The sequence below is a fragment of the Pseudomonas sp. MF08817 genome (genome assembly GCF_059862705.1).
Genome location: NZ_JCBCUY010000016.1, coordinates 112,091 through 129,064 on the forward strand (window position 1 = coordinate 112,091; position 16,974 = coordinate 129,064).

At 54.2% G+C, this 16,974-nt stretch carries 14 protein-coding genes and 2 pseudogenes; 8 read left to right on the forward strand and 8 right to left on the reverse strand.

Translation table 11 applies throughout. The features are described from left to right. Positions 1 to 29 precede the first annotated feature (29 nt). The 6 genes from AC19YR_RS12240 to AC19YR_RS12265 all read right to left on the reverse strand — a co-directional run bounded on the left by AC19YR_RS12240 (position 30) and on the right by AC19YR_RS12265 (position 8,519). Entirely contained in the window at positions 30 to 2,723 is a 2,694-nt protein-coding gene (locus AC19YR_RS12240) for an ATP-binding domain-containing protein (RefSeq protein ID WP_436367004.1), read from the reverse strand. Then, positions 2,720 to 3,421: a DUF4391 domain-containing protein gene (locus AC19YR_RS12245; protein ID WP_017528842.1), complete on the reverse strand. Its 702-nt coding sequence runs from the start codon at positions 3,419 to 3,421 to the stop codon at positions 2,720 to 2,722. The genes AC19YR_RS12240 and AC19YR_RS12245 overlap by 4 nt, the downstream gene beginning before the upstream one ends. Then, on the reverse strand, positions 3,418 to 6,717 hold the full coding sequence (locus AC19YR_RS12250; RefSeq protein ID WP_436367003.1) for a helicase-related protein: 3,300 nt from the start codon (positions 6,715 to 6,717) through the stop codon (positions 3,418 to 3,420). Before AC19YR_RS12250 ends, AC19YR_RS12245 begins: the two co-directional genes overlap by 4 nt. After that, positions 6,704 to 6,913 carry a hypothetical protein gene (locus AC19YR_RS12255; protein ID WP_017528844.1) on the reverse strand — a complete coding sequence of 70 codons (210 nt, stop codon included), beginning with the start codon at positions 6,911 to 6,913 and terminating at the stop codon, positions 6,704 to 6,706. The genes AC19YR_RS12250 and AC19YR_RS12255 overlap by 14 nt, the downstream gene beginning before the upstream one ends. A 477-nt stretch (positions 6,914 to 7,390) precedes the next feature. Beyond that, positions 7,391 to 7,591 (reverse strand): AlpA family transcriptional regulator, encoded by a 201-nt coding sequence (locus AC19YR_RS12260; protein WP_017528845.1) that lies wholly within the window; start codon positions 7,589 to 7,591, stop codon positions 7,391 to 7,393. A 271-nt stretch (positions 7,592 to 7,862) separates the two neighbouring features. Next, positions 7,863 to 8,519, reverse strand: a complete 657-nt coding sequence (locus AC19YR_RS12265; protein WP_436367002.1) for an inovirus Gp2 family protein — start codon at positions 8,517 to 8,519, stop codon at positions 7,863 to 7,865. A gap of 983 nt (positions 8,520 to 9,502) precedes the next feature. Here AC19YR_RS12265 and AC19YR_RS12270 point away from each other — a divergent pair. Beyond that, complete coding sequence (locus AC19YR_RS12270; protein ID WP_500598619.1) at positions 9,503 to 10,369, forward strand: hypothetical protein; 867 nt, start codon at positions 9,503 to 9,505, stop codon at positions 10,367 to 10,369. Between the two features lie 684 nt (positions 10,370 to 11,053). After that, on the forward strand, positions 11,054 to 11,446 hold the full coding sequence (locus AC19YR_RS12275) for an Arm DNA-binding domain-containing protein (protein ID WP_500598621.1): 393 nt from the start codon (positions 11,054 to 11,056) through the stop codon (positions 11,444 to 11,446). On the opposite strand, the gene AC19YR_RS12280 is transcribed toward AC19YR_RS12275, so the two are convergent. Together AC19YR_RS12280 and AC19YR_RS12285 are read right to left on the reverse strand one after the other, a co-directional pair. After that, on the reverse strand, positions 11,370 to 12,170 hold the full coding sequence (locus tag AC19YR_RS12280; RefSeq protein WP_500598622.1) for an enhanced serine sensitivity protein SseB C-terminal domain-containing protein: 801 nt from the start codon (positions 12,168 to 12,170) through the stop codon (positions 11,370 to 11,372). The two genes, AC19YR_RS12275 and AC19YR_RS12280, sit on opposite strands and share 77 nt — an antisense overlap. Before the next feature lie 438 nt (positions 12,171 to 12,608). Beyond that, positions 12,609 to 12,806 carry a hypothetical protein gene (locus tag AC19YR_RS12285; protein WP_500598623.1) on the reverse strand — a complete coding sequence of 66 codons (198 nt, stop codon included), beginning with the start codon at positions 12,804 to 12,806 and terminating at the stop codon, positions 12,609 to 12,611. Positions 12,807 to 12,952: 146 nt separating this feature from the next. Here AC19YR_RS12285 and AC19YR_RS12290 point away from each other — a divergent pair, with 146 nt between their 5' ends. The 6 genes and pseudogenes from AC19YR_RS12290 to AC19YR_RS12315 all read left to right on the forward strand — a co-directional run bounded on the left by AC19YR_RS12290 (position 12,953) and on the right by AC19YR_RS12315 (position 16,867). Beyond that, positions 12,953 to 13,105 (forward strand): hypothetical protein, encoded by a 153-nt coding sequence (locus AC19YR_RS12290; RefSeq protein WP_500598625.1) that lies wholly within the window; start codon positions 12,953 to 12,955, stop codon positions 13,103 to 13,105. Positions 13,106 to 13,405: 300 nt separating this feature from the next. Beyond that, positions 13,406 to 14,074: pseudogene (locus AC19YR_RS12295) on the forward strand (PAS domain-containing protein); the annotation flags it as partial. Positions 14,075 to 14,293: 219 nt separating this feature from the next. Further along, positions 14,294 to 14,638 (forward strand): annotated as a pseudogene (locus AC19YR_RS12300) (methyl-accepting chemotaxis protein); the annotation flags it as partial. 76 nt (positions 14,639 to 14,714) lie between these two features. Next, a complete protein-coding gene (locus tag AC19YR_RS12305; protein WP_500598627.1) occupies positions 14,715 to 15,752 on the forward strand; it encodes a hypothetical protein in 1,038 nt (345 codons plus the stop codon). A gap of 84 nt (positions 15,753 to 15,836) precedes the next feature. Then, positions 15,837 to 16,052, forward strand: a complete 216-nt coding sequence (locus AC19YR_RS12310) for a DUF3079 domain-containing protein (RefSeq protein WP_095105774.1) — start codon at positions 15,837 to 15,839, stop codon at positions 16,050 to 16,052. A gap of 212 nt (positions 16,053 to 16,264) precedes the next feature. After that, positions 16,265 to 16,867, forward strand: coding sequence for a LysR family transcriptional regulator (locus tag AC19YR_RS12315; RefSeq protein ID WP_500598629.1), 603 nt, complete (start codon positions 16,265 to 16,267; stop codon positions 16,865 to 16,867). Positions 16,868 to 16,974: the final 107 nt, after the last annotated feature.

A 16,974-nucleotide genomic window follows, 5' to 3' on the forward strand; every position in this document is an offset into this window, starting at 1 on the left:
TCAAGTTTGTTTTGATAGATTCAGTCGTCTTATTGCCAGTCCTGGCAAAAGTGCACACGCAGACTCTCGATAGTCGATGGCAAGGTACCCTCACAGGTCACACCCAGATAAGTGGCCGCACGAGTGGTGCCCACGTAAAAGTACTTGTCAAACAGCGTAGGATGTAGCTCTGCAAGCTGGTCGATGCCAATAAAGAAAACAGCCTCGAACTCCAGGCCCTTGATGTGCTGGATATCGAACACGCGCACATTGCTTTCTTGCCCGACGGCCTGGCCCTCACGACAGGCGATGACCTGAATGTTGTGCTCGGCTAGGGCGGCATTCAGTGCCTCAGCCACCGGGGCCACGTCGTTTTCGGTATTCACAAAGATGGCGGTGGACGGCAATTGGCCAACAAAGCGCTCAATCTCACGAATGCGATCTGCTAGCCAGCTGACAACGACCACTCTCTCGCCGGCATGCTCCAACAAGGCAGGTGCCACGCCAGAGCTATCCATATTCGCGGGTAAACTGACGTTTTGCTCGGTGCCAGCGACGGCGCGGATCATGGCACGAGCCAAGTCGTTCAGTTGCTTGCTCTGACGGTAGGAAACGGTGATCTCCTTGATGACGAAGTCGGCAAAGACCCACTTCAAGTCGTCAGCGGAACGCGCTCCCCAGGTAGTCAGGCGCTGGTTGAAGTCGCCACAGGCAAAGAACGAGCGCAGTTGTGGGTGAGCCAGTGCTGCCATGCAGGCGAGCTGAATAGGCGAAAAATCGGTCGCCTCGTCCACCAATACTTGGTTGCGGTAATACCCCAGAATGGGCCGGAGCGATGACCAAGCGGGGCTGTCGATATCGCGCAGGACGCTGGGCCGGCTGATCAGGTCTCTTGCGGCGCGCAAGATGGCCAGCAGCACAATATCGAGTTCGAGTGGATGGATGTCGCGTGCCTCGAAGCCCTCGCTGCGATACCAGTTTCCGGTTTCTTGGCGTTCTCGCCGGAACGCACGGTAGTGTTTGGGAATGCCGTCGAGGTAGCGCTTGACCGGGCTCACAAAGCGCCGGGCGTTGGTCTGCACCAGAAGACTCGCTCCCACATCTGCACGGTCGGTTTCTGCCAGGCCACGATCGGCCAGCCACTCAATGATTTTGCCATTGCGAGAGGTCTTGTTCAGCATACGCTTGGAAGCTGCTGACCGAGCCTGGGCACGCACGGCTTGCATGTAGGCGTTGAGAGCAGCCGCGCGCCCCGTGCGCGATGTTGTGGTGTCTTCTTCCTCGTCGGCATCGAAATCGTCTTGCTCGTCAGCCTCCGTTGCCTGCGCCTGTTGCAAGCTGTCGATGACGCGAGCTAACTCATCCAAGAACGCCCGGTTGCGGTTGAGCTGCAGGTTGAGCGCAGCTTTGATCTTGCCGTCGGAGGCTTCCTTAAGGCTGGTGACGAGCGCCTGCACCTTGGGGAGTTCTGCGGCCAATGATCCGAATGTGGTTGCCAGAGCGCCATCACCTGCTCGCGCTAAGATGTCTTGCAAGCGTGCGCCCAAGCTCTTGACGTCGGGGGTCTTGGCATCATGGAGTAGAGCCGCAGCTTCATGCAGCTCCTGCACGTAGGCGCTACGTTGCCATGCATCGAAATCGTCAAACCATTGAATGGGCCGGTCAAGTGCAGCCTCGCTAAGGTTTGGCAAGCTCTCTTTCAGGACGAAGGTGCCGCCGCCAGAAGCAGTTCTGAGAACGCCAAAAGCGTTTCTGGCCAGCTCGCGCCGATAGTCCTGCCAAGTTCTGATGCGCAGATCTGAGGCAGGAACGCCTTCTCGGGCAAAAGCTTCTTTGAGGTACTGCTTGAGCAGTTCGGTAGGCGTGAACATCAGCCAGCTGTTGGAATGCGCAACGCCTTGCGCTGTAGCAACCGTCTCAACCAGGCGTTGCTCGCCTTCTTCTAAAAAAGCGGTATCAAGCTTTTGGCCGAGGCGCCGGATCAGGGTCGTCGTTTTGCCGGTACCGGGTGGACCCAAGATTAGCAGACGCTTGTCGAGAGGAAGACGGAAAATCTCGTCCTGGTATTGATCGAGTACGGGCTGATCCCGCAACCCCATCTTGGTGATAACGCTGCGGCGAACGCCGTCGATGATGTTGGCGTTGACGGTCTCCTCAGCCAGCAATTGGCCCAGGATATCTTCTGTGACTTCTTCCCCGGCAACCTCAGTCAGCAGAGCTCGCAGCGACTCGATGGTGAACGGCCCGAAATGCTCGGCTTCAACCACGGTGTCACGAGAGTCCCACCCATCGGCGAGTGCACTTGGCCGGAGCTGAGCTCGCTCAAGAACCTCAACAACGGTTCCATTGGGAAGCGTGAACTCTGCACCAATCGCCAATGAGGCCAATCGTCCAACAGGAGCCCGGTAGCTGGCCAAGTTGGGAAAACCCGATACCGGCGTAGTGCGGCAGATGTAGTAGGTTTTCTCTTCGCCCTCTTCATCAACGACCACAACGCGAGCAATGGCGGGCTCTGCCACCAATACCCGGTAGCTTTCACGGTTCGCCTGGCTGATCTGATCCAGTCTTTGGATAGCCGAACTGGACGTCATCGTATTGATGCTTGCCAGGGCATCGGATCCCAGTGTTCGTCCATCAAGAAGCTTGCTCTTGGAGGCCTCGGCGATGCTTTCGAGTTGCGCTAACGCCTCGCCCGCGACCTGCTCGATGTGTCTCTTCGATTCGTCATTCAGGCTCTGCGTCATGCGCTATCCCTACCGGTCAACTGTTCAAGTTCGTTTCTTAGCTTTCGCAAGAGCGCGTTGATCTCTACCTTGCGGTTGAATTGCTTTTCTTTGGCAAGCTTGCTCGCGGCCTTCTCGACCTCACGCTGCTTCGCCGCAACCTGTTCGACACGAGCGACCAAGTCAACAAGGTCTTCTTGCTGGCGCGCAGGTGTTGGAATCAGACGGTGAAGCAACTGTTCGTACAAGCCACCCAAGTCGAGCGCCAATGGCATGACTGCGCGCTCCACATCGCTCGGTAACCACGCCGTCGCAAAGTAGTCGCTCAACACCCAACGGCTCGCGTCTGATTCGTTCGGGCGCTTGAACGCGGCGACTACCTGCGTTCGGCCGTCAAAGCTCAGCTCGAAGATGATGGGGAACTGCACCGCACCATCTATGCAGCGCAACACATCCAAATTCAGCTCCGACGTCTTGAGCTGGATGGCGAAGATCTGAAGCTCCGGCACATTGGGTCTAGCGGGCAGGTTGATCGTTTCCGGAGCCAGCTTGTATTGCCAGACGATCTGTTCCACTTGGTAAACGAACAAGTCTTTCAGTCGTGTGTTGGCTCCACTGTGTTCGTAGATCTTATTCTTTGGCAGGTTGCGGCCAAAAGCGGCCTGCTTCGGGTAGCTGATGAACGCGGCGTTCGACTCCCATGGAGATATATGACTCATCCGGCCTCCTGAATTATCAAGAAGGTGATGAGCTCGAAGTCATCCAGTCCGGCAATAGTGTTGACCAGCGCAGTGGTTTTGCCGCTGCTGAACAGGCTGTCCAGATCCTTCTCTTCCTTCACCTCGATCATCGAACGAATGGTCTTGCCAAGCAGGTCGGAATACACCTGCATCTGCCGCCCGTCAGCAGTTTCCTTGTTAAACAAACTGCAAGCCTCCGGAATGGGCTGCGCTTGGCCCTTGCAGCAACTGCGCACCAGATCGAGCAGGCGTTTGACCTCGGTGTGATCATGAATGACCTCACCCTCACGACTGATGTAGACGAGGTAATACGGGTGCAGACGATTATGATGGCTAACGCTGACGCTCGAGTTGCGGTTACGCAGTGTAAAGATCACCCCTGGACGCAGGCCAAGCTCAGGTTTAGCTGACACAGCGGCGTGCATGCCGCTCGGTACGTTGTTCAACTCACCATTGGCTTTGACGTAATTGAGCAAGTCCATGCGGAAGTCATTGAGCCCCAGATCTGTGATCGAAACGCCCGTTTTCAGGTCTTCCAGCTCGATGACTTCGTCTTGTAGGCGGCGCAACTGCTCCTTGCGGTAGGACACGTCGTTGGCTTGAGCGCTCAACACATTGTCGTCGCCCGTGGCAGTGACGTCGGCAATCATCATCCGGCTCTCGACACGCTCCTTGAGGTTGATGTACTCGTCGAGCGAGATGTCGGGCCAGTAATTGACCAGTTGGATGCTGCTGTTGGGCGATCCAATGCGATCCACTCGACCGAAGCGCTGGATAATGCGCACGGGGTTCCAGTGGATGTCGTAGTTGATGAGGTAGTCGCAGTCCTGCAGGTTTTGGCCCTCGGAGATGCAGTCGGTGCCGATCAGCAAGTCAATCTCTGCCAGTTCGTTGGGCAGCACGATGGCCTTTTCTTTGGATCGTGGCGAGAAGAGGGTGAGCAGCTCTTGGAAGTCGTAGCTTTTCTTTTGAGCTGTGTTTTTTAGCGTCGACTGAGGCGCGCTACTACCAGTGACCTTCGCTGTATGCAGGTTCTGATTGGCGAGCAGCTCAGTGGCCAGATTGTCATAGAGGTAATTGGCCGTATCAGCGAAAGCCGTGAAAATCAGTACTTTTTTATTACCTGGATTAATGGGATTGGCAATCTTGTCGAGTACTAGCGATTTCAGGTGCTGCAACTTGGCGTCTTCGACTGGCGTGATTTTGCTCATCGAGATCAGTAAAGCGGAGATGATTTCCAGGTCAACCTGGAGTTCATGCTCCCAAGAAGGCAGATCCATATCTGCCAGCTTTATCCGAATTGTGTTGCCGATTTCTAAGTCATGAAACGACGGAATACCGTCTTCTTCAGCGTCAATTGAGCCCATGGCTTCTGTAAGGCTGGCGACCTCTGTTACACCGCCCCGGCTCTCGAACTCCTTAATCAGGCCGAGAACGCGCTGGTGGTTTTCTTTCAAAGCATTAAGTGTGCTGCGGAATGCATAAACAGAGCTTTCAAGGCGCTTCAGCAAGTTCGTTGTCATCAGCGCTACCAGGCTTTTTTCCCGGTCAACCTGACGTAGCTTGCCTCGACCGCCTTCAACCTGCGTGTCGTACATCTCTTCATACTTCGCCAATCTGCTAGGCAAGATGTAGCTGATGGGGGCATACACGGCGAGCTTGAGCAGAGACAACTGCTCGAAAATCTCGTTGAAACTCATTACATCCGTTCGCTGCTCAGCATCCACAACCAGTGGGCTACGGAACGACAAGGGCTTGCGCCGTTCAGGGAATTGCCCGATATCCGTGGTGTCGTAGAAGGTCTGAATGTGTTTACGCGAGCGTGCAATCGTGACGCTGTCTAGCAACTCGAAGAAATCGAAGTCGAGCGAGTCCAAAATGGCACGCGCCGTGCGTTCCTCGGGCGGAAGTTTTGACCAAGCGTTAAAACTGGCCTGCGCACCACGGAAAATTTCCTCGACAGTTTTGCCAGTTCTCAGCTTCTTGCTTAGGTTTTCGGAGTTGCCTTCGTAGGCTAGAGCGAGTTGGTTGCGCAGATCATTGAAGCGGTTGTTCACTGGGGTCGCTGAAAGCATTAGCACCTTGGTTTTCACACCCTCCTTGATGACTTTGTTCATCAGCTTCTGGTATCGGGTTTCCTTGTCCTTGAAAGCATCGTTGTTGCGGAAGTTGTGCGATTCATCGATGACGACGAGGTTGTAGTTACCCCAGTTGATGCGGTTGAGCGGAGTGCCAAACGACTCGCCACTCGTGCGAGTGAGGTCGGTATGGCACAGCACGTCGTAGCTGAATCGGTCACGAGCAAAGATGTTCGTCTTAAGGTTACGGTTGTAATTGAGCCAATTGTCCGCCAGTTTTTTGGGGCAGAGCACCAGCACCGACTTGTTGCGCAGTTCGTAATACTTGACGACGGCTAGGGCTGTGAAGGTTTTCCCCAAGCCGACGCTGTCCGCCAGGATGCAGCCGCTATAGGTTTCTAGCTTGTTGATGATCCCGGTGGCCGCATCCTTCTGGTAGTTGAAGAGCTTGTTCCAGATGAGCGTGTCCTGGTAGCCGGTACGTTCGTTGGGTAAAACGTCCTCATCGATGTCGTCCAGGAACTCGTTAAAGATGTTGTAAAGCATTAGGAAATAGACGCTCTCGGGCGAGTTCTCCTGGTAGACAGCCGCAATGTGATCACAGATCTGCGTGGTGACGTCTTCCAGTTTTTCCGGGTCGCTCCAGATCTGATTGAACAGACTCAGGTAAGTTGCCGTGAAGGTTGGCTCGTCCATTTTGTTGACGAGGTTAGAGACAGCATTGCCTTGCTGGTAACCAAGATCGACGGCTGTAAAACCGTGCAATGGCATGTAAGAGGTGTCCGCTCCAGCAGATTGCACGCAGGCGAACTGCTGCATAGGGGCCTTGCTACGGTTGGACTTGAAGGTAGCCTTGCGCCGCATCCAATCTGCGCACTCTTTGGCAACCGCTCGCTGGGTGAGCTTGTTGCGCAACTGAATCTCGAACTCGCTGCCGTACAGGCTGCGCTCACGATCCAGCTTCGGGATGTGGAACTCTTTTCGCTCTTTGCGGACCTTGTCGGCAACCTCGTTGGCAACGAACGTCGGCGAGGTGAAGATGAAGTTCAGCTCGTCGAGTTTTTCCAGCTCAGCTTTCAGCGCTTCGAATGCATACATCGAAAAACAAGACGCTGCGATACTCAGGCGGGAACCGGGTTTTAGCGTCGCTTTGAGGTCGTCACCCAACAGCCTTGTAATATTGTCAATGAGCTCCATCGTTTCCCTTACCTTTTTTCGTCTCTTCCACTGACGGCGTTTCTGCCTGCAGCCCCTGTTCCTGAGCATATCTCAGTATCAATACCTCAATCATCGAGGCAATGGAGCGCCGCTCTCTGTCCGCTGCAATTCGCAGCAGTTGCTTGATGTCACTCGAGGTACGAATGGACAGGGTTTCGTCCTTGGGACGCTTCATGACTCAGTCCTGCAGTTTTTGTGCTGCAAATGTACTGCGTCGTGCCATCAATAGCGACTCAAAAAATCCAGAACCAGGCGAACTGCTATTCCCACCCACTAAATCTAAGATCAGGGTCGCGATCGACACAGCAGCCGCAGCTTGCAGGTTCTCAACAAATTCAGACAAGACAGGTTACCAACTGGTCCACCACACGCTTAGCTCGGCACTGCTGACGAATACATCAAAGCGCTGCAGCACTTGCTCCAGATAGTCTGCATAGTCAGCTAACTGCCATTTTGGTAACGGCAGCGTTGCTGGTGCCTCCCCAAAGTGCGTGAGTCAAGTTCGTAGCTTTTGGTTCATGTGGTAGTGAGCTCAACCGTCTCGTCCAACATTTCAGATTTGACGCTTTAGAAATAAAAGGAAGATTTGGGCCACACAGTCAGCAGCAACTGCCGACCGCATGGCTTGAAGAAATCTCAGTCAATTAGCTGATCACGCCGTGAGAGACTCGTGAACATCCCGCGCCTCGATCCTGGCCATGACCCAACCCATCACCTCACTTTCAACCCAGCCGACAGCCCTGTCGCCCAATGACACGGGTTTTGGAAAGCTCCCCTCGCTGATGTACTTGTAAATTGTGGACCGACCTAGGCCGGTGGAATGCTGGACATCTTTCAGGCGAATGATCCTCATGAACTGGCTCCTCTTATCCGTTCAGAGGATTGGCGTGCTGGTGAAGAAGTACCTATTTGAGCGTCACCTCGCGGCCTGGCTGATTCAGCAAGCCAAACCATCCTTTTAAATAATTCGGCCGCGAGCAGTGATAGCAACGTGTCATTATGCGAACAGGGTTACCTGCTACTCCTAGGCTGACACTAGCCGATAAGCTGCCCTTGGCTCACACCAGGGCAGTCAAGTGCACGGTGAACTCTCACTTATTGGATGCACTCCCCATATGGTGCGCTCAGCTCCTACTGCAACCAAAACCATGACTGCCATCACCAAAGACTTTCGTCGCTGACTTGCAGAGGTAGCTCGCTCTGTAAAAGAATGCAGCCTGTCCTTCCGATTCACCGCGATTAAGGTAATAGAACGGATTGGTGGGAATCTCGACCAAGCCGCTGACAGCCTCTATTGGCAACCCCAGCGCACCGGCCCAAGCCCCTTCGAGGCGATTAAACATGTTGTCCCTGCCAGCCTCGAATTTACCCAAGGCCGTAAACGCATCTCGGTTGAGCAAGATTGCCAGGTGATAGTGGGGCTTACCATGCTGCCCCAGCTCCCGCGCCCAGACGTAGCGGACCTTGCTGTCATGGGCATGCTTGTTCAATTTCCGAGCCTGACTACGGTTATGCTTAATCTTGGCTTTGAACGATTCGATGAACCGTTCAATCACTTCATTGGTAAAAGTGTAATCGGGTAACTGAGTGTGGGCAGGAAGTCGTAGATCAACCCTAAATGCAAATACACGACTGTATTGGATAAGCGCCCGTCCCAACGTTTGATGAAGGCGGTTTAGGTATTCACTGATAAATGGGCCTTTAGCCTCCTGCACAGCCAAGCCTAGGTAAGTAGATCCTGCATGGAGAGTTAGATTAGTGTTTTGATGATGTCGGGCCATGATGGTGCTCCAAGTATGTGGGCTCATACCATAAGCACGCCTAGTACAACTTTACTGAAAATCTGAAACAAGCATAGCCCTACGACTACTTACACCCCATCCTCTCCCCGTTCGCATCTCGCCATACACTGACAACAGCCAACACCGAAGACCAATTAACTCAACAATAAGCAATCACACAAATTAACGCCCCCTCCATGGACACACCAGCAACAATTACTAGCCCTATAGTCATTAATGATACACATAAAAGCATATTACCAATACCGAGGACTTACCGAGATTTCTCGCGACTAAAACGCCAAGTGAAATCATTCCACAAACATCAAAATCAAGAAGGCAGGCACTCCGATAAAAAACCATCATGAATGAGTAGACCAGACATGTTTGGCGCCATCACCGACATACCCACCAAAGCCTTTAATAAAAAATTCTAGCTAATAACCCCCCCTGACTTTTCCTACAATCCATTCCTGCACCTCACTTTCCAGTCAATCTACACATCGCTCGCCCAGCGGCATCGGACTGCCCACAGATAAATTCATAAACTCTTAATTGAACCAGGCCGATCGACTCGATGACTTTTTAGGACGAATAAACTTCATGAATGAGACTCTTTCTATTCGTTCAGAGGGTCGACTGCGCGGTAAAAGTTAACCGCCATCATCGTAACCCTCTACAAAGTAATACAGCTAGACCCGGACTCCTTGAGCTCAATTTCAGGAATTATCGAACGTCTGGGCGGACGAGCTGACCGTGAGCGCCAAGAGGAGAGCGCGCCCTTCATGCTTCACCCCCCCTTCAGGATGGAGGTACCAAACGACGTATTTTTTTGTAGAAAATCTAGCTGAACCCCAGTAAATGATGGCCACTCAAGAATTTCATCTACTAGAGACATTCTAGAAAACAACCTAAAAAATTAGAAGACCCTTCTTTAACAATTAAATAAATGTTATATAGAACCTCTACAGTTAGGAGGCGATATGGCGATACATTTCAATGACCGGCTAGCACGTATACTTGATGATACGAGCCACAATCGCAGACATGACATTTGGCTATGGCTTCAGCTAACAACTAATAACGTTCAATTATCCGGAGACGTTAATCAGCCGGGAATGCGATCCACGATGACACACGTCATATCCAGCACCCCTGGCCTTTCCGAAATAATCAAAAACAAAGAAACCGAACAGCTTCTTCCAGAAAAATGTCTTGAATGGATGAATGAAGGAAAGCGGCAAGCTGAATGGTTAAGCTCAAAGCTCAGAGAGCGCATGCCTTTTAGTGACTCCATAGCGCCATTAACATCAGGATTAACTGGAAAGGATTTACTGATCGCAAGCATTGACTCATGGACTATCAACATCAAACAGAAAGGTTCATTTTTAAATGAGTTAGAAACCAGCTGGAACGAACACAAAAAAGGAGACAAGCAGTTTAAATGGTTCGAAGATGATGAGCAAAAATGCTTACTAGCAGGGAAGCTGATTAATAAACACATCCCATTGGACGGGCTTACTTCGATAAAGCTATCAGTATACCAACCTATTGAAAACCACGAAAACCTGTTGACTTTTTTCGACCACGCCAACCTTGATCACAACCAAAAAAGTTTGTTCATAGAAAGAGTTAAAATAAGCTGGCGCCAGCAAAAATATCGAAAAAAACTGACTGGAAAAGGGCAGTACAACTTCATCCTCTCCGATAAAGCGATAGCACGCCTTGACAAACTCTCCGACACTTACGAACTCAGCCGTGCAAAAATTTTAGACATTTTATTAAAAATGGAAGCCGAACAAAACAGATATATACCTGAGCGAATGAAACTGCTAAAAGACGAGTCGTAACTCCTCGTACAGTCACGATTGAAACATCGCTGTACATATGACTTCCAGCCCTGGAACTCAGAGTGCTAATTTCATGACTTTTCTAACATTTAAACTTAGCCGTTATCTCGCAGAAGGTGGACTGACAGTCGCGAGACTGTCTACACCATGATCGACACCCTGCTTTTGCAATCACACCAGGCCAGCTCGTAAAGCTCGCTCCAGAGTGAAGTCATTCGACATAGCAAAGCTTTGACCTGTCGTACATCGCACCGAAGATCTTGACGCAGGGCATAGATAGCCAAAACCTATGCCGACGAAAGCCAGATACGTAGCCATGACTGTAGTACGGTGAATACCTCGGCTTAGTTCAATGACCGCCCTGCGCTCAGACCCAGCATCCGAGACGGTCGCAGGTTCGAATCCCAAGCGAAGTAACGCTTAGGAAAACGGTATTCCAAATGGTATTCCACAACAAAACTCAACCCGTAAATATCATTAAAAATCAAGAAGTTATGATCTAAGTTCAGATTACCCCGGCCCCAGGAAGACCCAGAAAAGCCGTAAAGCTTATAGAAATCAAAGCCTTACGGCTTTTTTATTGCCCGCGTTTTCCCACCTGATCCCAGGGCATCCCACGGTTGACGGGGGCATATATGGGGGCATAAAACGCTCATCAGCTCGCTCGCAGAGGATGTGCCCCCAATGCCCCTGAAAGACACCAACTGCCGCAACGCCAAGCCTCAGGACAAGCCCTATCGGCTGTATGACGAACAGAGCTTGTACCTGGAAGTGCATCCCAACGCAGGCCGTTACTGGCGCTTGAAGTACTGCTTTCTGGGAAAGGAAAAACACCTGGCTCTTAGCGTTTATCCCGAGGCTGGCTTGCGGGATGCTCGGCGCCAGCGCGATGACGCTTGTGTTCAGCCGACGGCCAAGATTCCATCGCTCATGACGCCGCCAAACAGGCCAGGCACGACTTCACAGGCATGCTCGGCAGTTAGCACGGTGTTGATCTCTATCACTCTTTGCCAAAGCCAAACAATGAACTCAGCCCGCGTGCCGGCTTTCGTTCATAGAAGGGTGCGGTTTGCTTGAGGAAGTAATCGCTAAGGCCTGGTTCCCCTTCGAGAACGTGACAGAGGTCAACGGGTTCGCCAGCCGAAACGGCATCCCCGGCAACGGTGCCGGCTTCGCGCATGACCCGTTCGATATCTCCATCCGCTTCAATACCAATAACCAGATGAGGACTTTGACCAGACGATGGTTCATGCATCAACGCCAGGAACGCACGCTTTACGTTGCGATGTTTGGCGAACAATTGTGTGAGCGAGTTGACCATCTTCGACGGATATTGCGACGGCTGTCCGAGCAGCACTTGGGTGTCTGTTTCGACCGTGTGCGGTACCGGCTTTTGGCCAATCTCGCCGGAGAGCAGAAGGCGTACTTCCTGGGGGGAAAACGCTTTCCCGCAGGGAGACTTTGGATTGAGGAAAAGAGGGGTGCCCAGTGTGACTTCAAAAAACGATCTGGCCGAGATCTCCAAGTAGGAGTCTTCGCTATCTATGCATCTTTGTAGTGCTTGCAGCGAAGAAAAAAACGGGATAACCACAGAGCCGTCAGGCTTTTGCCATTGCGCGATACTGATGTTGCTATTCGCCTCGAGGTGAACTTGACCTTCGCCAGTGCCGGCAGTGCCAACGACGTAGATAGTGGAATTCAACAGAGCCCTGAAAAAGTCAGGTCGATGGGCCGGTTCATCTGTCGCCAGCCTGAGTAATTTTTCGAGGAGGTTTTCTTGCTTGGTATCCATGATGTCCATCGGCAGTCCCAACAAAACAGACAAAAAGTGAGAGGCGCAGAGCGCACAGTTTTCCATACGGCTGTGAAAACAGGAAGAACCGCAGGGTAACAAATCGGAAGCATACGCAGAGCACCCTGAACGGTTTTCCAAGGAGAGCACTACCTTATCAGTGCTGCTCCGACCAACACCCGTTAATGCCCGCAGGTGGTTGATGGGTTCTGGCCTTGCCGAGGAACGATAAACTCAGGCCGCCAGTTTAACTCCTTAAGTACGCTCATCGGAAATACGCGCGCGCGGAAACTTTCATAGAAACCCAACAATAAAGTCATTTAAAGAAGTTACTTACATACGATTCTTTAATTTCCTCAACAAAAATAAACAAACCATATAATCAGGCACTTAGCGCTCATCGAAACCTGCCAGTTTTACGGCGTAGGCAAACAGCAGCACGGCACATCACTTCTGCGCGAAGTAATCACTGTCGAGCTGTTTCACTTCGTACACCTGTTTAACGCTCACGCCCTGGTTGTTCTCCACCATCAGTTGCGCCAGTTCAACGCCGTCAATCAGTACCACTTTGATATCCAGCCCCAGCGCTGCGGTGCGAGCGCCGTCGGAAACAGGCACCCTCAGAGTAGAAACGCTCACCAGCACTTACGGCATCGTCGTCTTGAAAACACAGGTTCCTCAACCACAAAACCCTCCCCCTCGCCACTAAACCCGCAGTGCCCTGTAGATGATAAAAGCTCTCATTAGAATGCCTCCCCACTCACAGGCACAGGGCTGAAGCGGTCACGGCGATGAGCACGGGAGATGGCCAGCACGAACTCAGCGCGCTGTTTATCGGCCAGCGCGGGGCGTTGGTGCGGATGCTGGGACGGGTGGTCGGCTGTACCCGAGCGCCCAGTACCTGGCGTTCGATCATCTGCGCAGCCACCCGCCGGGATTTCTAACGCCCTGGCCCTCACGCGCCCGCACCCCGCGGGCGCGACTGTTTTTAGCCGGCCAACAAATACTCCCGCATAACTTCCCAGACAGCGCTAAGATGCAGATATTAAAAAGCCATTACCGTGGCGTATTTGCGTGCTTTACCCTGCGAGACGAATAAAAAAATATCGCGCGCGGGTTCGCTCACTCTATGACTTATGCGGTTAATCATGTTTGTTCTGAAGTCTGCTTGTGCTCGGCAAATTGCCGACGTTCATCATATGTACAGTGACATGCAAAGTGCGTTGGAGGCGGTCAAGTCGCGCATGGCGGTGGTGGAGCTCAGCCCCCAAGGCGAGATTATCGATGCCAACCCGATTTTTCTCGGCGTATTGGGTTATGCACTGGAGGACCTGCGCGGCCGCCATCACCGCGTCCTGTGCCCCGCCGACTACGTGGCCAGCCCCGCCTACGCCACGTTCTGGCGGCGCTTGGCCGAGGGCGAGACCCTGAGTGACCGCTTTAAACGGGTGCATAAAAACGGTTCCGATGTGTGGTTGGAAGCCAGTTATATCCCAATAAAAGATCAACTGGGCCACGTTGTAAAAGTGCTGAAAATCGCCACGGACATTACTGCCCCAGTATTAAAGGAAAGTGCCAACCGTAGCCTGATAGAAGCGCTGCACCGTTCCATGGCGGTTATTGAATTTGATTTAAACGGTAATGTGATTACTGCCAATGCCAACTTTCTGGCGGCCACCGGTTATACCCTGGGCGAAGTTCAGGGCCGTCACCACAGCCTGTTTTGCCGCCAGGCCTATACCAAGACCGTGGAATACCAGCAGTTCTGGGACGCGTTGCACGCTGGCAAGCATTGCGCCGGGTTGTTCCAGCGGGTCAACAAGGCCGGCCACGACGTCTGGCTGAATGCCACCTATAACCCGTTGTTCGACGCCCAGGGCAAGCTCTACGGCGTTATCAAGCTGGCCACCGACGACACCCGCCAGGTGGAGCAGAAGGCCCGGGAAACCGAGGCCGCGCAACTGGCCTACAAAACCTCGCAGCAAACCGATGTGGCCACCCAGAACGGCATCGCCGTCATCAAGGATGCCGCGGCCATCGTCGACTCCATCGCCAGCGACCTGCGCGGCGCCTCGGCGCTGTTCACCGACCTCAACCAGCAGTCGTCGAACATCAAGGCGATCGTCACCGGCATCAAGGACATTGCCGAGCAGACCAACCTGCTGGCGCTCAACGCCGCCATCGAGGCCGCCCGCGCTGGCGACCAGGGCCGCGGCTTTGCCATCGTCGCCGACGAGGTGCGCAACCTCGCCTCACGCACCGCCAAGGCCACCGCCGAGATCGTCACGGTGGTGGAGCACAACAGTCGCCTGGCCGAAGACGCCGTCAACCAGATGCAGGAAAGCCGCACCAAGGCCGAAGAAGGCGCACGCCTGACCGCCCACGCCGGCGAGGTCATCAGCCAGATCCACGTCGGTGCGCAAACCGTGGTCGCCGCCATGGGCCGCTTCTCCTCGCTCTACGAAAGCCACGACTGACCGCTGCCCCCGCGCCAGGGCCGGTGATAGGCTCACCGCCCTGGCCACCGCCCCCGACCACCGGAAGCCCCGCCCCATGTTCAAACCGCTGCTAGCCGCCTGCCTCGCAGGCGCCCCGCTCCTGGCCGCCGCCCACCCGCTGGCCGGGGTGTGGCAAGGCACATTGGGCAAAAACCCGATCACCGTGTGCTTCAACGCCACGCCCGAGAACAACGCCAGTTACTACTACCAGCGCTTCCTCACGCCGATCCAGTTGACCGTGCAAGCCGACAGCGGCCAGTGGCAAGAGGCCGAAAACACCGGCCAATGGCAACTCGACAGCCCCGACGGCGAACGCCTGAGCGGCCAATGGCACGCCCCCGACCGCAGCAAAACCCTGCCCCTGGCCCTGAGCCGCGTGCCCCACACCCGCGCCGCCGACGATTGCGCCAGCGACGCCTACGCCCTGGCGCTGGAAACCGCCAAGCCCAGCGTGCAGGTGGAGAAAAAGGACTACCGCGGCCACGGCTACCAAGTGCGCACGCAAAACGGCCATCCGTTGCTGCGCCTCGACGGCGACACCCCGGGCATCCAGCGCATCAACCAACAACTGCTGGCCCTGGCCTACAACGCCGAGAGCCTCGCCCAATTCAACGCCGAGCGCCGCGAATCCCTGGGCCAGCGCGGCGCCGTGTACACCAGCGAAATCAGCGTGCTGCCCCACTCCTGGTCGTCGCAGTGGATCACCGTCAACTTTTACCGCTGGCAGACCGGCACCGGCGCGGGCGGCATCAGTTGGGGCCTGCACACCTGGAACCTGGCCACCGGGGAAAAAGTCGACCCCTGGACCTGGGTCGGCGGGCGCTTCGACTGGTACAGCCCCTACGCCGGCCACAGCACGATGCCGCAAAAATTCGCGCAATTGATTGAGGCCCAAACCCCACCCGACGCCGACTGCCCCGGCGCCGCCAGCTATGGCACCTACGACCTGAGCTTCGACACCCAGGGCCTGAAGCTGGCCAACCACCCCAGCGGCGATGGCTGCGACGTGGAAGTGGCCATCCCCTGGGCACAGCTTGCGCCGCTGCTGTCTGCCCAAGGCCGGGCGGTGTTGCCGAGCCTGCAACAGCCCTGAAAGCGCCCTTCTTGACCAACGTCAAGGGCGCCCCTGCCGGAGGGCGTTAGCCTCAGGCACTCCCCTTGCCTTTGGGTGCCCTTCATGGCCAAGCCTTTCCCCCTGCACCCCAAGCACCCCGAGCGGATCTGCTGGGGCTGCGACCGCTACTGTGCCACCACCGACCTGGCCTGCGGCAACGGCGCCGACCGCACCATGCACCCGGCGGAAATGATCGGCGAAGACTGGTACTTGCATGGGGATTGGGGCATCGAAGTACCGGCCCAACCCATCGAAGTGCAAGAAGAGCCGCAAGCCTGAACCGGCACCCTCCCGGCCAAATCAAATAGCCATAAGCCATTATTGCAATGGCATATCGGTCAAATACCTTGTCATATCTGAATTCTGCCCGCCCCACTAAACATCGGCTTATCCAATAATTGCCAGACCCGGACTCGCTGTGTATTGTGCGGCACACCGCATAACACCCTCGCCAACTGTTTAAGCTCAACGATCCAGGGACTGGAACGACAATGGACTTTAACTACAACCGGGTTCTTGCTTACCTAAAAGTTGCTCAATTCAAGTCGTTTTCCCACGCGGCAGTGCAACTCAACATCAGTACCAGCATGGTCAGTGTGCACATCAAGGAACTTGAACTTTCCTTGGGCACGACCTTGATTAACAGAACCACCCGGTCATTGGCACTCACCGAAGCCGGCCAGCGTTTCTATGATGACTTCATGGATATAAAGCAGCGCATCGATTGCTCGCTGCAAACACTCAAGGAAAGTACCGGGCAAGTGTGTGGCATATTGCGCATCGTTTCGCCCCGCGAGTACGGCTCACGCTTTATCGTTCCCGCCATCGCTGAGTTCTCCAGGCTTCACCCTCACTTGAAGATCGTCCACGACGTCGGCTACCCCCTGGCCAACCTGGCCAGCGGCAGGCATGACCTGGCCATCTGCCTCGGGCCGCTGGAAGATTCGTCGTTCAAGTGCCGCAAGATTGCAGACTTTGAAAACTACTTGGTCGCCAGCCCCCAGTTCCTCGAACGTTACGGGGTACAAGACATCAACTGCCTTAATACCCTGCCATGGATCAGCAATGAGTCGCTGGGCGGTTGCAGGAGCTGAGTGCAACACGGTTATTGAATTGAAGCCGGAGCATCATGCCGCATAGCCATGGCTGCTTGCATCACCTCGCCTATGACCTCGATAGGACATTTGAAGTCGAAACGCTT